This window comes from Streptomyces sp. NPDC054975 (genome assembly GCF_053609105.1).
The window spans coordinates 1-16872 of record NZ_JBSGWV010000084.1 but is presented as its reverse complement, the minus strand read 5'-3'; the positions used below and the strand labels follow the sequence as shown (position 1 = coordinate 16872).

Below are 16872 nucleotides of genomic sequence, written 5' to 3'. Positions count from 1 at the left end.
TGGCGTTGATTTTTGGCACGCTGTTGAGTTCTCAAGGAACGGACGCTTCCTTCGTACTCACCCTCTCGGGCTTTCCTCCGGGCTTTTTCCCTTCGGTCTTTCGTGTTTCCAACCTTACCAGATCCTTTTCCGTTCCGTTTCCGGTTCGGAATTTGTTTCCGGTGGCCTGTTGGCTGCCTTTGCCTTTCGGCTTGCCTTTCGGCGTGGTCACTACTTTAGCCGAATTCCCCGGCGACTCATAATCGAGCCATTCGGAACAGTTTTCGGCATGCCGAAAGCCGCACCCGTTGGGGTTCGTCGCAGGCAGTGGATGGCCGCTCCGAGGTGCTTGAACAAGCACTGCCCGTTTCAAGCGGCTCGCCTACGTTAGGCGTCCGGTGCACCCGAGTCAAGTCGGGTCAAGAGCGCCTCTTGCGGGGGGTGTGCGCGCGGTACGGGCTCACCGTCGGGTCCTCGTCGATCCAGAAGCGCCAGGGGTGCGGGGCGCCCTCCCCGCCCACCCCCGTGCGGGGGCCGTTGCGTACCTGGTCGGGCGGGGGTGGGGTGCCCGTGAGGACGGACAGCGAGCCGTCCGGGTCGGCGCAGACGTCCGTGCCGTTCAGGGAGAGGGAGACGTCGAGGGCCGTCGCGAGGCGGGCCGGGCCTTTGGCCAGTTCTGAGTCGTATCGGGCCGAGAGTCGACGGGGTCGGGCCTCCTCCGCGCCGACCATGATCTGGCCCGCGCGGAGCAGAACTCCGCTCGCGTGGCCCTCCGGGCCGCACACCAGGTTGAGGCAGTGCCACATGCCGTAGGTGAAGTAGACGTACGCGTGTCCGGGCGGGCCGAACATGACCGCGTTACGAGCGGTGCGGCCGCGGAAGGCGTGCGAGCCTGGGTCGATCGCGCCCGCGTACGCCTCGACCTCGGTGAGACGGAGTTCGATGCGTCCTGTCTTCGACGTACGGACAAGGGTGCGGCCGAGGAGGTCGGGGGCCACTTCCAGGACGGGGCGGTCGAAGAAGGCCCGCGGGAGCGGCGTACGGTCGGGGCTCTCGCTCATGGCGTCCGAGGGTACTGGGGAACCGGCCCCGGGCGTCGCGCGTATGTAGAGGTCAAGGCCAAAGCAGTTCCACAAGGGAGTGTTCATGGGATTCAAGAAGCTGCTCGCGAGCCTGGGCGCCGGCGGCGCGTCCGTGGAGACGGTGCTCACCGAGGAGAACGTCGTCCCGGGTGGCGTCGTCCAGGGTGAGGTGCGGATCCAGGGCGGTTCGGTCGACCAGCAGATCGAGGGGCTGTCCGTCGGGCTGCAGGCGCGGGTCGAGGTCGAGGGCGCCGACCAGGAGACGAAGCAGGACATCGAGTTCGTGAAGGTGCGGCTCGGTGGGGCCTTCACCGTACAGGCCGGCGCGGTGCACGTCGTGCCGTTCGGTCTGGAGATCCCCTGGGAGACCCCGGTCACCGCCATCGCAGGTCAGCAGCTGCGTGGGATGAACATCGGGGTGACCACCGAGCTGGAGATCGCCCGTGCGGTGGACTCCGGCGACCTGGACCCCATCAACGTGCACCCGCTGCCGGCGCAGCAGGCGATCCTGGACGCCTTCATCCAGCTGGGCTTCCGCTTCAAGAGCGCGGACATGGAGCGCGGCCACATCCGCGGTACCCGGCAGAAGCTGCCGTTCTACCAGGAGATCGAGTTCTTCCCGCCGCAGCAGTACCGCGGTCTCAACCAGGTCGAGGTCAGCTTCGTCGCGGACGACCGTGAGATGGACGTCGTCCTGGAGATGGACAAGAAGCCGGGGCTGTTCAGTGAGAGCAGCGACTCGTTCCGTGCCTTCAAGGTCGGGCTGAACGACTTCCACACGACCGACTGGGCGGCTTACCTCAACCAGTGGCTCGCCGACGTCGGTGGCAAGCGCAACTGGCTCTAGGCTCACCCCCGTACAGCAGTCGGGCATACGGAGGTACAGACGTGGCCGAGGGGAAGAGGGCGCCGCTCCCTCACGACTTCCATCCGCCGGTGCCGGCGTTCACCGTGGTGAGCGACGACATCGTGCCGGGCGGTGTGTTGAAGGACGCGCAGGTGTACAGCGAGGGGAACACCTCGCCGCAGCTGCGCTGGGAGGGGTTCCCGGCGGAGACGAAGAGCTTCGCCGTCACCTGCTTCGATCCGGACGCGCCGACGGGCAGCGGGTTCTGGCACTGGGTTCTGTTCGACATCCCGGCGTCGGTGACCGAGCTGCCGACGGGTGCGGGTTCGGGGTCGTTCGAGGGGCTGCCGGCCGGTGCCGTGCACGTCCGTAACGACTACGGCTCCCGGGACTTCGGTGGTGCCGCTCCCCCGGCGGGCGACGGTCCGCACCGGTATGTCTTCACCGTGTACGCCGTGGACCGGGAGAAGCTCGGTCCGGACGCCGACGCCTCGCCGGCGGTGATCGGATTCCAGCTGCGGTTCCACGCGCTGGCCCGTGCCCAGCTGGTGGGCGAGTACGAGGTCCCCGCGTAGTTCAGCCGAGCGTTCGCTTGTTGTTTGCCCGCTTCTGGTCTTGGAGAGATCAGAAGCGGGCATCTTTCGTTTCGCGGATATTGCGTTGTCCAACCCGGCGCGCCCGGCCACAGTTGATCCAAGCCTGGAGCCCCGCAACGGGGCTGGGCCGGCACACGGGAGGTGGGCACAATGCGGGACACGCTGGTACTGAACGCGAGCTTCGAGCCGCTGTCGACGGTCACACTCAACCGTGCGGTGGTGCTTGTCCTCCAGGACAAGGCCGTCGTCGAGCAGGAGCATCCCGAGCTGCGTATGCGTGGTGCCGCCGTCGACATCCCCGTGCCGCGGGTCATCAGGCTCTGCCGCTACGTCCGGGTGCCGTTCCGAAGACAGGCTCCGTGGTCGAGGCGGGGTGTGCTGGTCCGGGACCAGCACCGGTGCGCGTACTGCGGGCGGCGGGCGACGACCGTGGACCACGTGGTGCCGCGGGCGCAGGGCGGTGGGGACAGCTGGCTGAACACGGTGGCGTCCTGCGCGGAGGACAACCACCGCAAGGCGGACCGGACGCCGGAGCAGGCGGGGATGCCGCTGCTGCACGAGCCGTTCGTGCCGACTCCGGCGGACGCGATGCTGCTGGCGATGCGGGCTGGTGAGCGGTCGGAGCTGCCGCAGTGGTTGGCCAGTTCGGCAGCCTGATCCCGGACGTCGGTTTGTCCGGAACGTTCGTGATGTTCTGTGCGGGCCCGTCTCCCTGTGGGAGCGGGCCCGTTGTCGTCAGCGGAGCAGCAGCTGCACGATGGCGACCGTGCCGATGGCGACGATGACGCCGCGCAGGACCGTGGGCGGGAGGCGGCGGCCGACCTTGGCGCCGATCTGGCCGCCGATGGCCGAGCCGACGGCGATGAGGACGACGGCGGTCCAGTCGAACTCGGCGACGAAGAGGAAGAAGAGCGCGGCGATGCTGTTGACGATCGCGGCGAGGACGTTCTTGACGGCGTTGAGGCGCTGGAGGGTGTCCGCGAGGAGCATGCCCATGAGGGCGAGGTAGATGATCCCCTGGGCGGCGGTGAAGTAGCCGCCGTAGACGCTGGCGAGGAGCAGTCCGGTCAGCAGGAGCGGGCCGCCGTCGGGGTCTCCCTCCTTGCCGTCGCGTGCGCGGCGGGCCTGGACGGCCTTGGAGAGCCGGGGCTGGAGGACGACCAGGACCAGGGCGAGGGCGACGAGGACGGGGACGATGGTCTCGAACGCCCGGGCCGGGAGCATCAGGAGGAGTACGGCTCCGCCGAGTCCGCCGATCGCGGCGACGGTGCCGAGGCGCAGGATGCGGCGGCGCTGGCCCTTGAGTTCCTCGCGGTAGCCGATGGCTCCGCTGATGGAGCCGGGGATGAGGCCGAGGGCGTTGGAGACGGTGGCGGTGACCGGGGGGAGTCCGGTCAGGAGGAGGACGGGGAACGTGATGAGCGTTCCCGATCCCACGATCGTGTTGATGGTGCCGGCGCCGATGCCGGCCGCGAAGACTGCCAGTACTTCCCAGATGGACAACGCCATCTCCTCACAGGATCAGTGGCTCGCCTCCCCGCCCTGACGTCCGTCGGGGTCGAGGGGCTCGCACCGATCATGCATGACTACGTGTACGTGTCAGTCAACCGGGGGCTGTTCCCGGCGCTCCGTACCCGTGTTGAAGCCGGGCGCTCCGCCGCCGAGGTTGCCGAAGGCGCCGGAGAGGCCCTTGAGGGCGTCGCCGATCTCGCTGGGCACGATCCAGAGCTTGTTGGCGTCGCCTTCGGCGATCTTCGGGAGCATCTGGAGGTACTGGTAGGAGAGGAGCTTCTGGTCCGGGTCTCCGGCGTGGATGGCCTCGAAGACCGTACGGACGGCCTGGGCCTCGCCCTCGGCGCGCAGGGCGGCGGCCTTGGCCTCACCTTCGGCGCGCAGGATCGCGGACTGCTTCTCGCCCTCGGCGGTGAGGATCTGCGATTGACGGATGCCCTCGGCGGTGAGGATCGCGGCGCGCTTGTCGCGGTCGGCACGCATCTGCTTCTCCATCGAGTCCTGGATGGAGGTCGGCGGCTCGATGGCCTTCAGCTCGACGCGGTTGACGCGGATGCCCCACTTGCCGGTGGCCTCGTCGAGGACTCCGCGCAGGGCGGCGTTGATCTCCTCGCGGGAGGTGAGGGTCCGCTCCAGGTCCATGCCGCCGATGATGTTGCGCAGGGTGGTGACGGTGAGCTGCTCGATGGCCTGGATGTAGCTGGCGACCTCGTACGTCGCGGCCCGGGCGTCGGTCACCTGGTAGTAGATGACGGTGTCGATGTTGACGACCAGGTTGTCCTGGGTGATCACCGGCTGGGGCGGGAAGGGGACGACCTGTTCGCGGAGGTCGATCCGGTTGCGGATCGAGTCGATGAACGGGACGACGATGTTCAGGCCGGCGTTGAGCGTGCGGGTGTAGCGGCCGAACCGCTCGACGATCGCGGCGCTCGCCTGCGGGATGACCTGGATCGTCTTGATCAGGGCGATGAAGACAAGCACCACCAGAATGATCAGGACGATGATGATGGCTGACATCGTGTTCCCTGTGCCCTTCGCTGCCGGTTCGCTGGCGGGTGTGCCTGATGTGCCGGGTTGATCCGATGATCGAGTTTCCCAGAACGCGGGCTGTTGTGGGGGGCGTTCGGCCAAGCGGCAAGATTGGTCACATGACGACGGCGGTCGCTCCGTCGATGTCGACCACGTCGACCTGGTCGCCCGGTTCGAAGCTCTGCCCGGTGTCGAGCGTGCGGGCGGACCAGATCTCGCCGGCGAGCTTGATGCGACCGCCGCTGCCGTCGACCCGTTCCAGGACGACGGCCTGACGGCCCTTCAGCGCGTCGATCCCGGAGGCGTGTTGGGGTGGCCCGCTGCGGTGCTTGGCCGCGATGGGCCGAACCACCGCGAGCAGCGCGACGGAGACGACCACGAAGACGACCACCTGCGCGACGATGCCGAAGCCGAGAGCCGCGGTGACGGCTCCGGCGATCGCGCCGACGGAGAACATGCCGAACTCGGGCATCGCGGTGAGGACGAGCGGAATGCCCAGTCCCACGGCGCCGATCAGCCACCAGACCCATGCGTCGATGTCCACATGGTCATGGTAGGGCGGTGGGGTGGAGTCGGACAGGGCGCGGAGCTGTGCGGTCTCGGCGCCCGGCCGTTACTTCAGCGGGAGGCCCTGGGCCGTGTAGCGGTCGCCGTTGCGCTCGACGAGGAGCGGGAGGCCGAAGCAGAGGGAGAGGTTGCGGGAGGTGAGCTCGGTCTCCATCGGACCGGCGGCGAGCACCTTGCCCTGACGGATCATCAGGACGTGGGTGAAGCCGGGGGCGATCTCCTCGACATGGTGCGTGACCATGATCATGGAGGGCGCGTACGGGTCGCGGGCGAGCCGGCCGAGGCGACGGACGAGGTCCTCGCGGCCGCCGAGGTCGAGGCCGGCGGCGGGCTCGTCGAGGAGGAGGAGCTCGGGGTCGGTCATCATCGCGCGGGCGATCAGGGTGCGCTTGCGCTCGCCCTCGGAGAGCGTGCCGAACTTGCGGTCCAGGTACTCGGTCATGCCGAGGCGGTCGAGGAAGGCGCGGGCGCGCTGCTCGTCGACGGCGTCGTAGTCCTCGTGCCAGGTGGCGGTCATGCCGTACGCGGCGGTGAGGACGGTCTGGAGGACGGTCTGGCGCTTGGGGAGCTTCTCCGCCATGGCGATGCCGGCCATGCCGATGCGCGGGCGGAGGTCGAAGACGTCGACCTTGCCGAGCTGCTCGTCGAGGATCTTGGCCGAGCCGGTGGTGGGGAAGAGGTAGCTGGAGGCGATGTTGAGGAGGGTGGTCTTGCCGGCGCCGTTGGGGCCGAGGATGACCCAGCGCTCGCCCTCCTTGACCGACCAGGAGACATCGTCCACCAGAGCCCGTCCGTCGCGGACCACGGATACGTCCACCAGCTCCAGTACTTCGCTCATGAGCGCGTTGTCTCCCCTTGCGGTCGAGTCGTGTCGTCGCCTTGCGCCGGTGGGCGCGGCGTCCAGGGAAAACCTACGCCACTGTCTGAGCGGGCCGGTCCTTAGGTCCGGATACTTCCCTGTAACGGCGCGGGTGGTCCACGGGACGCCCCTACGCTTGGGGCATGCTTTCGGAACCACGCTCAGGACGGCTGGCCGCTTGGGGCAATGCCCTGTTGGCCGGATCGGTGTCGCCGGACGACGCGGCGCTGGCCATTGTCGGGGACGACGCGGTGCACCGCGTGGAGGGGCTGCCTGGCGAGGCGGGGCCGGTCGGCCTGACCCTGGCGCTCGGGCGGCTGCGGCGGCTCGGGGTGACCGGGTGGCGGGTGGCGCTGCCGGCGCCGGGACATCCGCTGGGGCTGAGCGGGCCGCCGGACTTCAACGCGCGGGCCTTGGAGGCGGAGGAGGCCGTGGTCGGCTTCGGTGCGCCGTACGGTCTGGTGCCGGAGGTCACGGAGGTGGGTCCCGCGGGGGACGTGCACGTGGAGGTGGTCTGGCGGTGCCTGACGGTACGGGAGGCGCCGCCGGCGGACGTGCCGTCGCTCGGTGAGGCGGAGCGGGAGCTGGCGGAGGCGTTGCGCGATGCCACGGCGGTACTGACGAAGCTGGACGTGGCGGCCTCGGGCCCGATGGCGGAGGCGGCGCGGGACGCGTACCGGGCCCGGGCGGAGGCGGGCCGCGAGGTGCTGGCTCCTGGGTATCCGCCTCGTGCGGTACGGGTCCTGGAGCTGGCCCAGCGGATCGGCCTGCTGATCGACCTGGCGTACGACCATGGCCACGGGGGCGCCGTGAGCGCCTCGGAGATGGCGGCGCGGGGGGCGGCGTTGCGCCCGGTGGAGCGGGTGGCCCGGCGGGCGCAGGTGGCGGCGTACAACGCGTACGTGGAGGAGCGCGAACGGGGGCGGTGAGCCTCGGGTGGCCGGACGCGGTGAGCCTGCCGTGGGCGGTGGGCCCGCGGCGGGGACGCCGGGCGTGTGTGGTGGTCGGGGCGTGGACGTGGAGCAGCCCGGCCGCCGGGGGATCGTCCGGGGCCGGGCTGGTCGGTGGGGCGTCAGTGGTTGACGGCGCCGTTGGCGAAGGCCGGGTTGAGCAGGCCGATCACGTTGACCGTGTTGCCGGAGACGTTCACGGGAACGTGCACCGGGACCTGCACGAGGTTGCCGGAGCCGACGCCCGGCGAACCGACGGCCTTGCCGTTCGCCTCCGCGCCGTGGGCGGAGGCGACACCCGCACCGGCGGCGACGATGCCGCCCGCGACGAGGGTGAGGGCAGCGGCCTTCTTCAGGTTGTTCACTTCAGGATCCTCCTGGTCTTCGCTGCGGCCGGCCGCCGCAGCACGCCATGGAGAACGCCCCCGCGCCCCCCGGGTTGCGCCGAACGGGGGACATACACCCGACAGTATGACGATGGGAACGGGGGTGCCCCTTGCGTCACACACGTCTCATCGCGTCAGGCCGTGCCGCACCGCCCACAGCGCCGCCTGCGTACGGTCCGCGAGGTCCAGCTTCATCAGGATGTTCGAGACGTGCGTCTTGACCGTCTTCTCCGAGAGGACGAGCGCCCGGGCGATCTCCCGGTTCGACCGTCCGTCCGCGATCAGGCCGAGCACCTCCTGCTCCCGCTCCGTGAGCGTCGTCCCGCGTCCCGTCCCGCCGTGGCCCTCGTCCTGGGAGAGCAGCGCCGTCGCGACCTCCGGCTGGAGCAGCACATGGCCCGCGTGGACGGAGCGGATGGCGCCGGCCAGGGCGTCCGGGTCCACGTCCTTGTAGACGTAACCCGAGGCGCCGGCGCGCAGCGCGGGGACGACCGTGCGCTGCTCGGTGAAGCTGGTGACGATCAGCACCTTGGCCGGGTTCGCCAGCTCGCGCAGCTTCCGCAGCGCCTCGATGCCGTCCATGCCCGGCATCTTGACGTCCATCAGGACCACGTCGGGCCGTAGCTCCTCGGCCTGGGCGACGCCCTCCGCGCCGTCGGAGGCCTCCCCCACGACCTCTATGTCGTCCTGGACCTCCAGAAAGGTCCGCATGCCGCGCCGGACCACCTGGTGGTCGTCCACCAGCAGGACGCGGATGACGGTGTCAGCCACCGGGAACCTCCATCTCGATCGTGGTGCCTCGGCCCGGCTCCGACGTCACGGTGAGGGTGCCGCCGACGCCGCCCGCGCGGTCCCGCATGGAGACCAGGCCGAGGTGCCGGCCCGCCCGGCGGACCGTACGGGGGTCGAATCCCTTGCCGTCGTCGGTGACGGTGAGCACCGCGCCCTGGCCGTGGCGGGCCAGGGAGACGGTGACCCGCTCCGGCTCCGCGTGCCGCAGCGCGTTGTGCAGGGCTTCCTGGGCGACCCGGAGCATGGCCTCCTCCTGGGCGGCGGGCAGGGCGCGCACCCCGGAGCTCGCGAACGTGACCCGGGCGGTGTGGGCCCGGTCCAGGACCTGGATCTGCGTACGGAGGGTGTGGACGAGGCCGTCCTCGTCCAGGGCGGCGGGGCGCAGCTCGACGACGGCGGCGCGCAGCTCGTCCGCGGCCTCGGCGGCGAGCGCGGCGACCTGCTGGAGCTCGCCCTTGGCGCGGGCGGGGTCGCGGTCGACGAGGGCGGCGGCGGCCTGGGCGGTGAGCCGGAGGGAGAAGAGCTTCTGGCTGACCGCGTCGTGCAGCTCGTGGGCGAGGCGCGAGCGCTCCTCGGCGATGGTGAGCTCGCGGCTCCGTTCGTAGAGCCGGGCGTTGGTGAGGGCGATCGCGGCGTGCTGGGCGAGGATCGAGAGCAGTTCCTCGTCCTCCTCCGTGAAGCCGCATCCGCCGTCCGGCTTGGGGCAGCGCTTGTTGGCGAGGAAGAGGGCGCCCATGGTCTCCTCGCCGTCCTGGATGGGGAGGCCGAGGAAGTCGGACATCTCCGGGTGGGCGGACGGCCAGCCTTCGAAGCGGGGGTCCTTGCGGACGTCGGCGAGGCGCTCGGTCTCGGCCTTGTGGAGCATGGCGGCGAGGATGCCGTGCTGGCGGGGCAGCGGGCCGATCGCGCGCCACTGCTCGTCGCTGACGCCGTCCACGACGAACTGCGCGAAGCCGCCGTGGTCGTCCGGCACTCCCAGCGCCGCGTACTCGGCGTCGAGCAGCTCGCGGGCGGAGGCCACGATCGTCTTGAGGACGTCGCGCACCTCCAGATGGCGGCTCATCGCCAGCAGCGCTGTGCTCACGGCGGCGAGGCCGGAGCTCGGTCGGTGACTCATGCACTCACCGTACCGGCGGGCTGTGACAGTCCGTATCCGTCCGGGGACGGCGATCGCCTAGGACCACCGGACTAGGCCGAAGTGCCTTGTGCGGTCCGGGCCCGCGGACGAGGCGGCGGGCCTGCGGGCGGCCGGAGGCTGGAGCCGTCCGATCAGGAGAGAGGGGATGGCTGCCATGGGTGTCGCGATCATCACGGGGGCGTCGAAGGGGCTGGGGCGTGCGATGGCCGGGGCGCTGGCCGAGCGGGGCTGGGATCTGGTGCTCGACGCGCGGACGGCGAAGGTGCTCCAGGAGAGTGCGGAGGCGGCACGCGCGCGTGGGGCGCGGGTCGTGGCGCTGTCCGGGGACGTGACGGACGCGGCGCACCGCCGGGAGCTGGTGGCGGCCGCACGGGAGCTGGGCGGGCTCGATCTGCTGGTGAGCAACGCGAGCGCGCTGGGGGCCGAGCCGCTGGTGCGGCTCGAGGCGCTGTCGCCGGACGGCCTGCGGGCGGCCCTGGAGACCAACGTGGTGGCCGCGCTGGGTCTCGTACAGGAGGCGTTGCCGCTGTTGCGGCAGAGCGGGGCGGGGACGGTGGTCGCGGTGAGTTCGGACGCGGCGGCCGAGGCGTACGAGACGTGGGGCGGTTACGGGGCGTCGAAGGCCGCGCTCGACCAGCTGGCGGCGGTGCTGGCCGTGGAGGAGCCGGGGCTGCGGGTGTGGGCGGTGGATCCGGGTGACATGGCGACGGATCTGTACGCGGCGGCCGTCCCCGACGACGGGGATCCCCGGCCGGCCCCGGAGTCGGTGGTGCCGGGGTTCCTCGCGCTCCTCGACGGCAGGCCCGTGAGCGGCCGGTACACGGCGGCGGACCTGGTGGGGCCCGGCCGGGAGGGGTCCGTCGGGGCGGAGGGCGGCCGGTGAGCGTGCTGGATGCCCTCCGGGTGCCCACGGAGCTGTCGGCTCGGGTGCCGGCCGAGCAGCGCGGCCCTGGGCGGGGGCGGGACGACGTACGGCTGATGGTGTCGCGCGGCGAGGAGGTGTCGCACCACGCGTTCCGGGAGCTGCCGGGGCAGCTGAGGGCGGGGGACGTCCTGGTCGTGAACACCAGCCCGACGCTCCCGGCCGCGGTGACCGGGCGGCTGGGCGCGGAGGGCGGCGGGGAGCCCGTCGTCGTGCACGTCTCGACGCGCGGGGAGGACGGCCGCTGGGCGGTCGAGCTGAGGACGCCGGACGGGCGGGGCAGTACCCGGCCGCGGCCGGGCGGTCCCCCGGGGGCGGTGGTCCGGCTGCCCGGAGGGAGCGCTCTCGTCCTGACGGAACCCCTGGCCCCGGGGGCGGCGCGGCTGTGGTGGGCACGGGTGGACACGGCCGTACCGGCTCTGCTGGCGCGGTACGGGCGGCCGATCCGGTACGGGTACACGGAGCGGGACCAGCCGCTGTCTGTGTACCAGACGGTCTTCGCGCTGCCCTCCCCCGACGGCGCGGGGTCGGCGGAGATGCCGAGTGCCGGGCGGCCCTTCACGGCCCGGCTCGTGACGGAGCTGGTGAGCCGAGGGGTGCAGTTCGCCCCGCTGACCCTGCATACGGGGGTGGCGTCGGCGGAGGCGCACGAGCCGCCGTATCCGGAGCGGTTCGAGGTTCCGGCGGCCACGGCCCGGCTGGTGAACGCGGCGCGGGCGGGTGGGGGCCGGGCGATCGCGGTGGGGACGACGGCCGTCCGGGCGCTGGAGTCGGCGGCGGACGAGGGGGGCGTGGTGCGGGCGGCGGCGGGATGGACGGACCTGGTGGTGACGCCGGGGCGTGGGGTGCGCGTGGTGGACGGGCTGCTGACGGGGCTGCACGAGCCCCAGGCCTCGCATCTGCTGATGCTGGAGGCGATCGCCGGACGGCCGGCTCTGCACCGCGCCTATACCGAGGCGGTACGCGGGCTCTACCTCTGGCACGAGTTCGGCGACGTCCATCTCCTCCTCCCGGAGGAGGGCCCTCACTGAGCGCATTGCTCATGCAACCGCTGGTGAGTTCGTTACGTGCCCGATGTGAGCCCGCGCATAGGACGCAGGTCACTTACGAAGACCCCTAGTGGTGTCGTCATGGGCAGATAAGGACTGTATGAGCGGGTCCCGGGCGGGTTTCGGTGGGCTGCACGCAGGCCCCTGATCCACTACCCGGGATCGTACGTCACACCTTTGCCACAGGATTTTGCTGCCGCTAAGAATTGCATCCGTCGCCGCCGAGCAGGCGCAGCGCCGCCCCCGGCCTGAGCGACCCCCTGCTATTCGAAGAGGTAGTCCTGCATGTCCGCGAACACTCCTGGCCACTATCGCCTGAAGAAGACGCACAAGGCTTCCCTTGCCGGTGTCGCCGCCCTTGGCGCCGTCGCCCTCGGTGTCACTCTGGTCCCCGGCAACGCCGCCGCTGAGACCGAGCCCCAGGCGCTCAACAACACCCAGCAGGTCGCTCTCGCCTACGACGCGAACAGCCCGCAGGTCAAGGCGCTGCACACCAGCCTGACCGAGCAGCAGAATGCGATCGGCCTGAAGGCCAAGGCCGACGCCGAGGCGAAGGCCAAGGCCGCCGCCGCGGCCAAGGCGAAGGCCGACGCGAAGGCCAAGGCCGACGCGAAGGCGAAGGCCGAGGCCAAGGCCAAGGCCGACGCGAAGAAGCGCGCCGAGGCGAAGGCGGCCGCGAGCCGCGCTGCCGCCCGCACGCCGGTCTTCGCGAACAACCTCGACGGCTGGATCCGCGAGGCGCTGTTCATCATGGACAAGCACAACATCCCGGGCTCGTACAACGGCCTGCACAAGAACATCATGCGTGAGTCCAGCGGTAACCCGCGGGCCATCAACAACTGGGACATCAACGCCATCAACGGCGTGCCGTCGAAGGGCCTGCTGCAGGTCATCTACCCGACGTTCAAGGCCTACCACGTCCCGGGCACCAAGTTCGACCAGTACGACCCGGTCGCCAACATCGTCGCCGCCGCCAACTACGCGGCCGACCGTTACGGCTCGATCGACAACGTCAACAGCGCGTACTGATCCTTCCAGGACAGCAGCGAAGGGCGGCACCCCGTGCGGGGTGCCGCCCTTCGGCGTGCGTGATCACACGGTCACGGCGTCACTTGCGCATGACCTCGGGCTCGTGGCGGCGCAGCAGGCGCGCCACGGCGAACGCGCAGACGACGCCGATGAGCACCAGGACGGTGAGGTTGAAGCCCCACTGACCGACCGTGTGGTCCCACAGCGGGTCCAGGTTGGTCGGGTCCTTGTGGTCCCACGGCGGCATCAGGTGCGCCAGGTCCAGCGTCGAGCCCGCCGCGGCGATGGCCCAGCGCGAGGGCATCAGCCAGGCGAACTGCTCCAGGCCGGGAGATCCGTACACCTGGAAGAGGATGCCGGTGAAGACGACCTGGACGATCGCGAACATCACGAGCAGCGGCATGGTCTTCTCGGCGGTCTTGACCAGCGAGGAGATGACGAGGCCGAACATCATCGAGGTGAAGCCGAGGGCGATGATCGTGACGCACAGCTCGACGGCCGGCGGCATGACCAGGCCCTCCTCCGGCAGCTCGCGGGTGGCGAAGCCGATCCCGCAGATGATCACGCCCTGGATGGCGGTGATCAGGCCGAGGACGATGACCTTGGACATCAGGTACGCCGAGCGGGAGAGGCCGGTCGCCCGCTCCCGTTCGTAGATGACCCGTTCCTTGATCAGCTCTCGTACGGAGTTGGCGGCGCCGCTGAAGCACATGCCGACCGCGAGGATCAGCATGATCGTTCCCGCGTCCCCGTTGAAGCGGGAGGGCGGGGTGGGCTTGCCCAGGCCGAAGTCGGCGGGGATGACGACCGAGACCGCGCCGAGGACGGCCGGCAGGATCACCATCAGGCCCATGAAGCCCTTGTCGGAGGCGATCACCGAGGAGTAGCGGCGGATCAGGGTCCACAGCTGCGAGCCCCAGCCCTGGGGCTTGGGCGGCCTGGCCATCGCCTGCTGCGGTACCTGCACGGGCTGGGCGGCGACGGCGTCGATGTCCGCCGCGTACATCTGGTAGTGCTGCGAGCCCTTCCAGCGGCCCGCCCAGTCGTAGTCGCGGTAGTTCTCGAAGGCGGAGAAGACGTCGGCCCAGGTGCTGTAGCCGAAGAAGTTCAGCGCTTCCTCCGGCGGGCCGAAGTAGGCCACCGAACCGCCGGGCGCCATCACGAGCAGCTTGTCGCAGAGGCCCAGCTCGGCGACCGAGTGGGTGACGACGAGGACCGTACGGCCGTCGTCGGCGAGGCCGCGGAGCAGCTGCATGACGTCACGGTCCATGCCCGGGTCGAGGCCGGAGGTCGGCTCGTCCAGGAAGATCAGCGACGGCTTGGTGAGGAGCTCCAGGGCGACGGAGACGCGCTTGCGCTGGCCACCGGAGAGGGAGGTGACCTTCTTCTCCTTGTGGATGTCGAGCTTGAGCTCGCGCAGCACCTCGTCGATGCGGGCCTCGCGCTCGGCCTCGGCGGTGTCGCCGGGGAAGCGGAGCTTGGCCGCGTAGCGCAGCGCCTTCTGGACGGTCAGCTCCTTGTGCAGGATGTCGTCCTGCGGGACCAGACCGATGCGCTGGCGCAGCTCGGCGAACTGCTTGTAGAGGCTCCGGTTGTCGTAGAGGACGTCGCCCTCGTTGGCCGGGCGGTAGCCGGTGAGCGCCTTGAGCAGGGTCGACTTGCCGGAACCGGACGGGCCGATGACGCCGATCAGCGACTTCTCCGGGACGCCGAAGGTGACGTCCTTGAGGATCTGCTTGCCGCCGTCGACCGTGACGGTCAGGTGGCGGGCCGAGAAGGAGACCTCACCGGTGTCGACGAACTCCTCGAGCTGGCCGCCGACCATCCGGAAGGTCGAGTGGCCGACACCGACGATGTCGTTGGGGCCGATGAGGACGGAGCCGCCCTTGGCGATCGGCTGACCGTTGACGTACGTGCCGTTGTGCGAGCCGAGGTCGCGGATCTCGAAGCGGCCGTCGGGCGTCGCGTGGAACTCGGCGTGGTGGCGCGAGACCTGCAGGTCGGAGACGACCAGCTCGTTCTCCAGCGCACGGCCGATGCGCATGACATGGCCGAGGGCGAGCTGGTGGAACGTGGTGGGGCTGCGGTCGCCGTAGACCGGAGGCGCCCCCGCGGCGCCGCCACCCTGGGCGGGGACCTTCTGGGCCAACTGCTCGACCGGGCCGCCCTGCTGGTGCGGGGGCTGGGCCTGCGGGGGGTGCTGCTGCCAGCCCTGCTGCTGCGGCGCCTGGTGCTGGGGCGCCTGGTGCTGCGGCGGGGCCTGGTGCGGGGCCCAGCCGGCCGGCGCGGCGGCCGACTGCTGGGCGTGCGGAGCGGCGTGGGCCGGCTGCTGCGCGACCGCCTGTTGCTGCGCACCGGCGGCAGCGGCGAGATTCAGCCGCGGGCCGTCGGTGGCGTTGCCGAGGTGCACCGCGGAGCCGGGGCCGATCTCCATCTGGTGGATCTGCTGCCCCTGCACGAAGGTGCCGTTGGTCGAGCCGTGGTCCTCGATGACCCAACTCCGGCCGCCCCAGCTGATGGTGGCGTGTCGCCACGAGACCCTGGCGTCGTCGATCACCAGGTCGCCCTGCGGATCACGTCCCAGGGTGTACGACCTGGACGGATCGAGCGTCCAGGTCCTTCCGTTCAATTCCAGTACGAGTTCTGGCACTCCATGCCCCACTATTTGTCCCCCGATGTACCCCCGTCGAAGGGGCCTAGGGATGGCGAACATCGGGGGGAACTATTTCAGGCCGGGCCCGTACTTCGAAAGTCGGGCGGTGTGAAGACCCCGCAGAGGGGTACCGCTGTCCTGTACTCCTGTCCGCCACGCGGGACGGGGTGACCGGTGGCACCGGGTGCCCGATACGGTGGAAGCACCATGAGCGCATCGCAGACCTCAGACGTTCCCACTCTTCTCGTCAAGATCTTCGGGAAGGACCGTCCCGGGATCACCGCCGGACTCTTCGACACCCTCGCCGCCTACTCCGTCGACGTCGTGGACATCGAGCAGGTCGTCTCCCGCGGCCGACTCGTCCTGTGCGCGCTCGTCACCGAGCCGACCGTCGCCTCCCAGGGAGAGCTCCGGGCGACCGTCCACAGCTGGGCGGAGTCGCTGAAGCTCCAGGCCGAGATCATCTCCGGCACGGGTGACAACCGTCCGCGCGGCGTCGGCCGCTCGCACGTCACCGTGCTCGGGCACCCGCTGACCGCCGAGCAGACCGCTGCCATAACGGCCAGGATCGCCGAGACCGGCGGCAACATCGACCGTATCTTCCGGCTGGCGAAGTACCCGGTGACGGCGGTCGAGTTCGCCGTCTCGGGCTGTGAGACCGAGCCGCTGCGGACGGCGCTGGCCACCCAGGCGCACGACAGCGGGGTCGACGTGGCCGTCGTCTCGGCCGGACTCCACCGCCGCGCCCAGCGGCTTGTCGTCATGGACGTGGACTCCACCCTCATCCAGGACGAGGTGATCGAGCTCTTCGCGGCGCACGCGGGCTGCGAGGAGCAGGTGGCGGAGGTCACGGCGGCGGCGATGCGCGGCGAGCTGGACTTCGAGCAGTCGCTGCACGCGCGGGTGGAGCTGCTGGCCGGGCTCGACGCCTCGGTGGTGGACAAGGTCCGGGCCGAGGTGCGGATGACGCCCGGCGCCCGCACCCTGATCCGTACGCTCAAGCGGCTCGGCTACCAGGTCGGTGTGGTGTCGGGCGGCTTCACGCAGGTCACGGACGATCTCAAGGAACGCCTCGGACTCGACTTCGCCTCGGCCAACACCCTGGAGGTCGTGGACGGGAAGCTGACCGGCCGGGTCACCGGTGAGATCGTGGACCGGGAGGGCAAGGCGCGGCTGCTGCGCCGGTTCGCGGCGGAGGCGGGCGTACCGCTCTCCCAGACCGTGGCGATCGGCGACGGCGCGAACGACCTGGACATGCTGAACACGGCCGGGCTCGGGGTGGCCTTCAACGCCAAGCCGGTGGTGCGGCAGGCCGCGCACACCGCGGTGAACGTCCCGTTCCTCGACACCGTCCTGTACCTCCTGGGGATCACCCGGGAAGAGGTCGAGGCGGCCGACGGCGACGAGGACCTGCTGCACTGAGTGCCGCTCCCGCGGACGGGGCCCGAGACGGGGCGGAAGGCCCGGTCACCTCTCGGTGAC

Annotated in this window: 18 protein-coding genes; 9 read left to right on the top strand and 9 right to left on the bottom strand. The window is 70.5% G+C overall.

The window, feature by feature from the left end; genetic code table 11:
• The coding region (locus ACWF79_RS34035; RefSeq protein WP_453732043.1) for a hypothetical protein at positions 1-242 on the top strand (242 nt) is incomplete at its 5' end.
• A gap of 156 nt (positions 243-398) precedes the next feature.
• On the opposite strand, the gene ACWF79_RS34030 is transcribed toward ACWF79_RS34035, so the two are convergent.
• Positions 399-1040 carry a DNA-3-methyladenine glycosylase gene (locus ACWF79_RS34030; protein ID WP_453732042.1) on the bottom strand — a complete coding sequence of 214 codons (642 nt, stop codon included), beginning with the start codon at positions 1038-1040 and terminating at the stop codon, positions 399-401.
• 85 nt (positions 1041-1125) lie between these two features.
• On the opposite strand from ACWF79_RS34030, the gene ACWF79_RS34025 reads away from it, so the two are divergent.
• From ACWF79_RS34025 to ACWF79_RS34015, 3 genes are all read left to right on the top strand, one after another.
• Entirely contained in the window at positions 1126-1908 is a 783-nt protein-coding gene (locus ACWF79_RS34025) for a sporulation protein (protein ID WP_453732041.1), read from the top strand.
• 41 nt (positions 1909-1949) lie between these two features.
• Positions 1950-2483, top strand: coding sequence for a YbhB/YbcL family Raf kinase inhibitor-like protein (locus ACWF79_RS34020; protein ID WP_453732040.1), 534 nt, complete (start codon positions 1950-1952; stop codon positions 2481-2483).
• A gap of 171 nt (positions 2484-2654) precedes the next feature.
• Positions 2655-3161 (top strand): HNH endonuclease, encoded by a 507-nt coding sequence (locus ACWF79_RS34015; RefSeq protein WP_453732039.1) that lies wholly within the window; start codon positions 2655-2657, stop codon positions 3159-3161.
• 78 nt (positions 3162-3239) lie between these two features.
• Here ACWF79_RS34015 and ACWF79_RS34010 read toward each other — a convergent pair whose 3' ends face one another.
• From ACWF79_RS34010 to ACWF79_RS33995, 4 genes are all read right to left on the bottom strand, one after another.
• The gene (locus ACWF79_RS34010; RefSeq protein ID WP_453732038.1) at positions 3240-4013 is read right to left on the bottom strand and encodes a sulfite exporter TauE/SafE family protein; all 774 of its coding nucleotides are present in this window, start codon (positions 4011-4013) and stop codon (positions 3240-3242) included.
• Positions 4014-4103: 90 nt separating this feature from the next.
• Entirely contained in the window at positions 4104-5033 is a 930-nt protein-coding gene (locus tag ACWF79_RS34005; protein WP_453732037.1) for an SPFH domain-containing protein, read from the bottom strand.
• A gap of 127 nt (positions 5034-5160) precedes the next feature.
• Positions 5161-5589, bottom strand: a complete 429-nt coding sequence (locus ACWF79_RS34000; RefSeq protein ID WP_453732036.1) for an NfeD family protein — start codon at positions 5587-5589, stop codon at positions 5161-5163.
• A 69-nt stretch (positions 5590-5658) separates the two neighbouring features.
• A complete protein-coding gene (locus tag ACWF79_RS33995; RefSeq protein ID WP_453732035.1) occupies positions 5659-6450 on the bottom strand; it encodes an ABC transporter ATP-binding protein in 792 nt (263 codons plus the stop codon).
• 164 nt (positions 6451-6614) lie between these two features.
• Here ACWF79_RS33995 and ACWF79_RS33990 point away from each other — a divergent pair, with 164 nt between their 5' ends.
• Positions 6615-7400, top strand: coding sequence for a hypothetical protein (locus ACWF79_RS33990; protein WP_453732034.1), 786 nt, complete (start codon positions 6615-6617; stop codon positions 7398-7400).
• 143 nt (positions 7401-7543) lie between these two features.
• Here ACWF79_RS33990 and ACWF79_RS33985 read toward each other — a convergent pair whose 3' ends face one another.
• The 3 genes from ACWF79_RS33985 to ACWF79_RS33975 all read right to left on the bottom strand — a co-directional run bounded on the left by ACWF79_RS33985 (position 7544) and on the right by ACWF79_RS33975 (position 9716).
• Positions 7544-7786, bottom strand: a complete 243-nt coding sequence (locus ACWF79_RS33985) for a chaplin (protein WP_453732033.1) — start codon at positions 7784-7786, stop codon at positions 7544-7546.
• 147 nt (positions 7787-7933) lie between these two features.
• Positions 7934-8578 carry a response regulator gene (locus ACWF79_RS33980; protein WP_453732032.1) on the bottom strand — a complete coding sequence of 215 codons (645 nt, stop codon included), beginning with the start codon at positions 8576-8578 and terminating at the stop codon, positions 7934-7936.
• Positions 8571-9716, bottom strand: coding sequence for a GAF domain-containing sensor histidine kinase (locus tag ACWF79_RS33975; protein ID WP_453732031.1), 1146 nt, complete (start codon positions 9714-9716; stop codon positions 8571-8573). The genes ACWF79_RS33980 and ACWF79_RS33975 overlap by 8 nt, the downstream gene beginning before the upstream one ends.
• A gap of 175 nt (positions 9717-9891) precedes the next feature.
• Between ACWF79_RS33975 and ACWF79_RS33970 the strand changes: the two genes are divergently transcribed.
• The 3 genes from ACWF79_RS33970 to ACWF79_RS33960 all read left to right on the top strand — a co-directional run bounded on the left by ACWF79_RS33970 (position 9892) and on the right by ACWF79_RS33960 (position 12737).
• Positions 9892-10620 (top strand): SDR family NAD(P)-dependent oxidoreductase, encoded by a 729-nt coding sequence (locus ACWF79_RS33970; RefSeq protein WP_453732044.1) that lies wholly within the window; start codon positions 9892-9894, stop codon positions 10618-10620.
• Complete coding sequence (locus tag ACWF79_RS33965; protein WP_453732030.1) at positions 10617-11690, top strand: S-adenosylmethionine:tRNA ribosyltransferase-isomerase; 1074 nt, start codon at positions 10617-10619, stop codon at positions 11688-11690. The genes ACWF79_RS33970 and ACWF79_RS33965 overlap by 4 nt, the downstream gene beginning before the upstream one ends.
• Positions 11691-11993: 303 nt before the next feature.
• Positions 11994-12737: a transglycosylase SLT domain-containing protein gene (locus tag ACWF79_RS33960; RefSeq protein ID WP_453732029.1), complete on the top strand. Its 744-nt coding sequence runs from the start codon at positions 11994-11996 to the stop codon at positions 12735-12737.
• Between the two features lie 79 nt (positions 12738-12816).
• Here ACWF79_RS33960 and ACWF79_RS33955 read toward each other — a convergent pair whose 3' ends face one another.
• Complete coding sequence (locus ACWF79_RS33955; protein WP_453732028.1) at positions 12817-15399, bottom strand: FHA domain-containing protein; 2583 nt, start codon at positions 15397-15399, stop codon at positions 12817-12819.
• A gap of 198 nt (positions 15400-15597) precedes the next feature.
• Here ACWF79_RS33955 and serB point away from each other — a divergent pair, with 198 nt between their 5' ends.
• Positions 15598-16812 (top strand): phosphoserine phosphatase SerB, encoded by a 1215-nt coding sequence (gene serB / locus ACWF79_RS33950; RefSeq protein ID WP_453732027.1) that lies wholly within the window; start codon positions 15598-15600, stop codon positions 16810-16812.
• The last annotated feature ends 60 nt before the right edge of the window (positions 16813-16872 follow it).

What these genes read in the sequence shown, in the direction of transcription:
- ACWF79_RS34030 (WP_453732042.1), bottom strand. Translation starts at nt 1,040, where the DNA reads ATGAGCGAGAGCCCCGACCGTACGCCGCTCCCGCGGGCCTTCTTCGAC.
- ACWF79_RS34025 (WP_453732041.1), top strand. Translation starts at nt 1,126, where the DNA reads ATGGGATTCAAGAAGCTGCTCGCGAGCCTGGGCGCCGGCGGCGCGTCC.
- ACWF79_RS34015 (WP_453732039.1), top strand. Translation starts at nt 2,655, where the DNA reads ATGCGGGACACGCTGGTACTGAACGCGAGCTTCGAGCCGCTGTCGACG.
- ACWF79_RS34010 (WP_453732038.1), bottom strand. Translation starts at nt 4,013, where the DNA reads ATGGCGTTGTCCATCTGGGAAGTACTGGCAGTCTTCGCGGCCGGCATC.
- ACWF79_RS34005 (WP_453732037.1), bottom strand. Translation starts at nt 5,033, where the DNA reads ATGTCAGCCATCATCATCGTCCTGATCATTCTGGTGGTGCTTGTCTTC.
- ACWF79_RS33995 (WP_453732035.1), bottom strand. Translation starts at nt 6,450, where the DNA reads ATGAGCGAAGTACTGGAGCTGGTGGACGTATCCGTGGTCCGCGACGGA.
- ACWF79_RS33990 (WP_453732034.1), top strand. Translation starts at nt 6,615, where the DNA reads ATGCTTTCGGAACCACGCTCAGGACGGCTGGCCGCTTGGGGCAATGCC.
- ACWF79_RS33975 (WP_453732031.1), bottom strand. Translation starts at nt 9,716, where the DNA reads ATGAGTCACCGACCGAGCTCCGGCCTCGCCGCCGTGAGCACAGCGCTG.
- ACWF79_RS33970 (WP_453732044.1), top strand. Translation starts at nt 9,892, where the DNA reads ATGGGTGTCGCGATCATCACGGGGGCGTCGAAGGGGCTGGGGCGTGCG.
- ACWF79_RS33960 (WP_453732029.1), top strand. Translation starts at nt 11,994, where the DNA reads ATGTCCGCGAACACTCCTGGCCACTATCGCCTGAAGAAGACGCACAAG.
- serB (WP_453732027.1), top strand. Translation starts at nt 15,598, where the DNA reads ATGAGCGCATCGCAGACCTCAGACGTTCCCACTCTTCTCGTCAAGATC.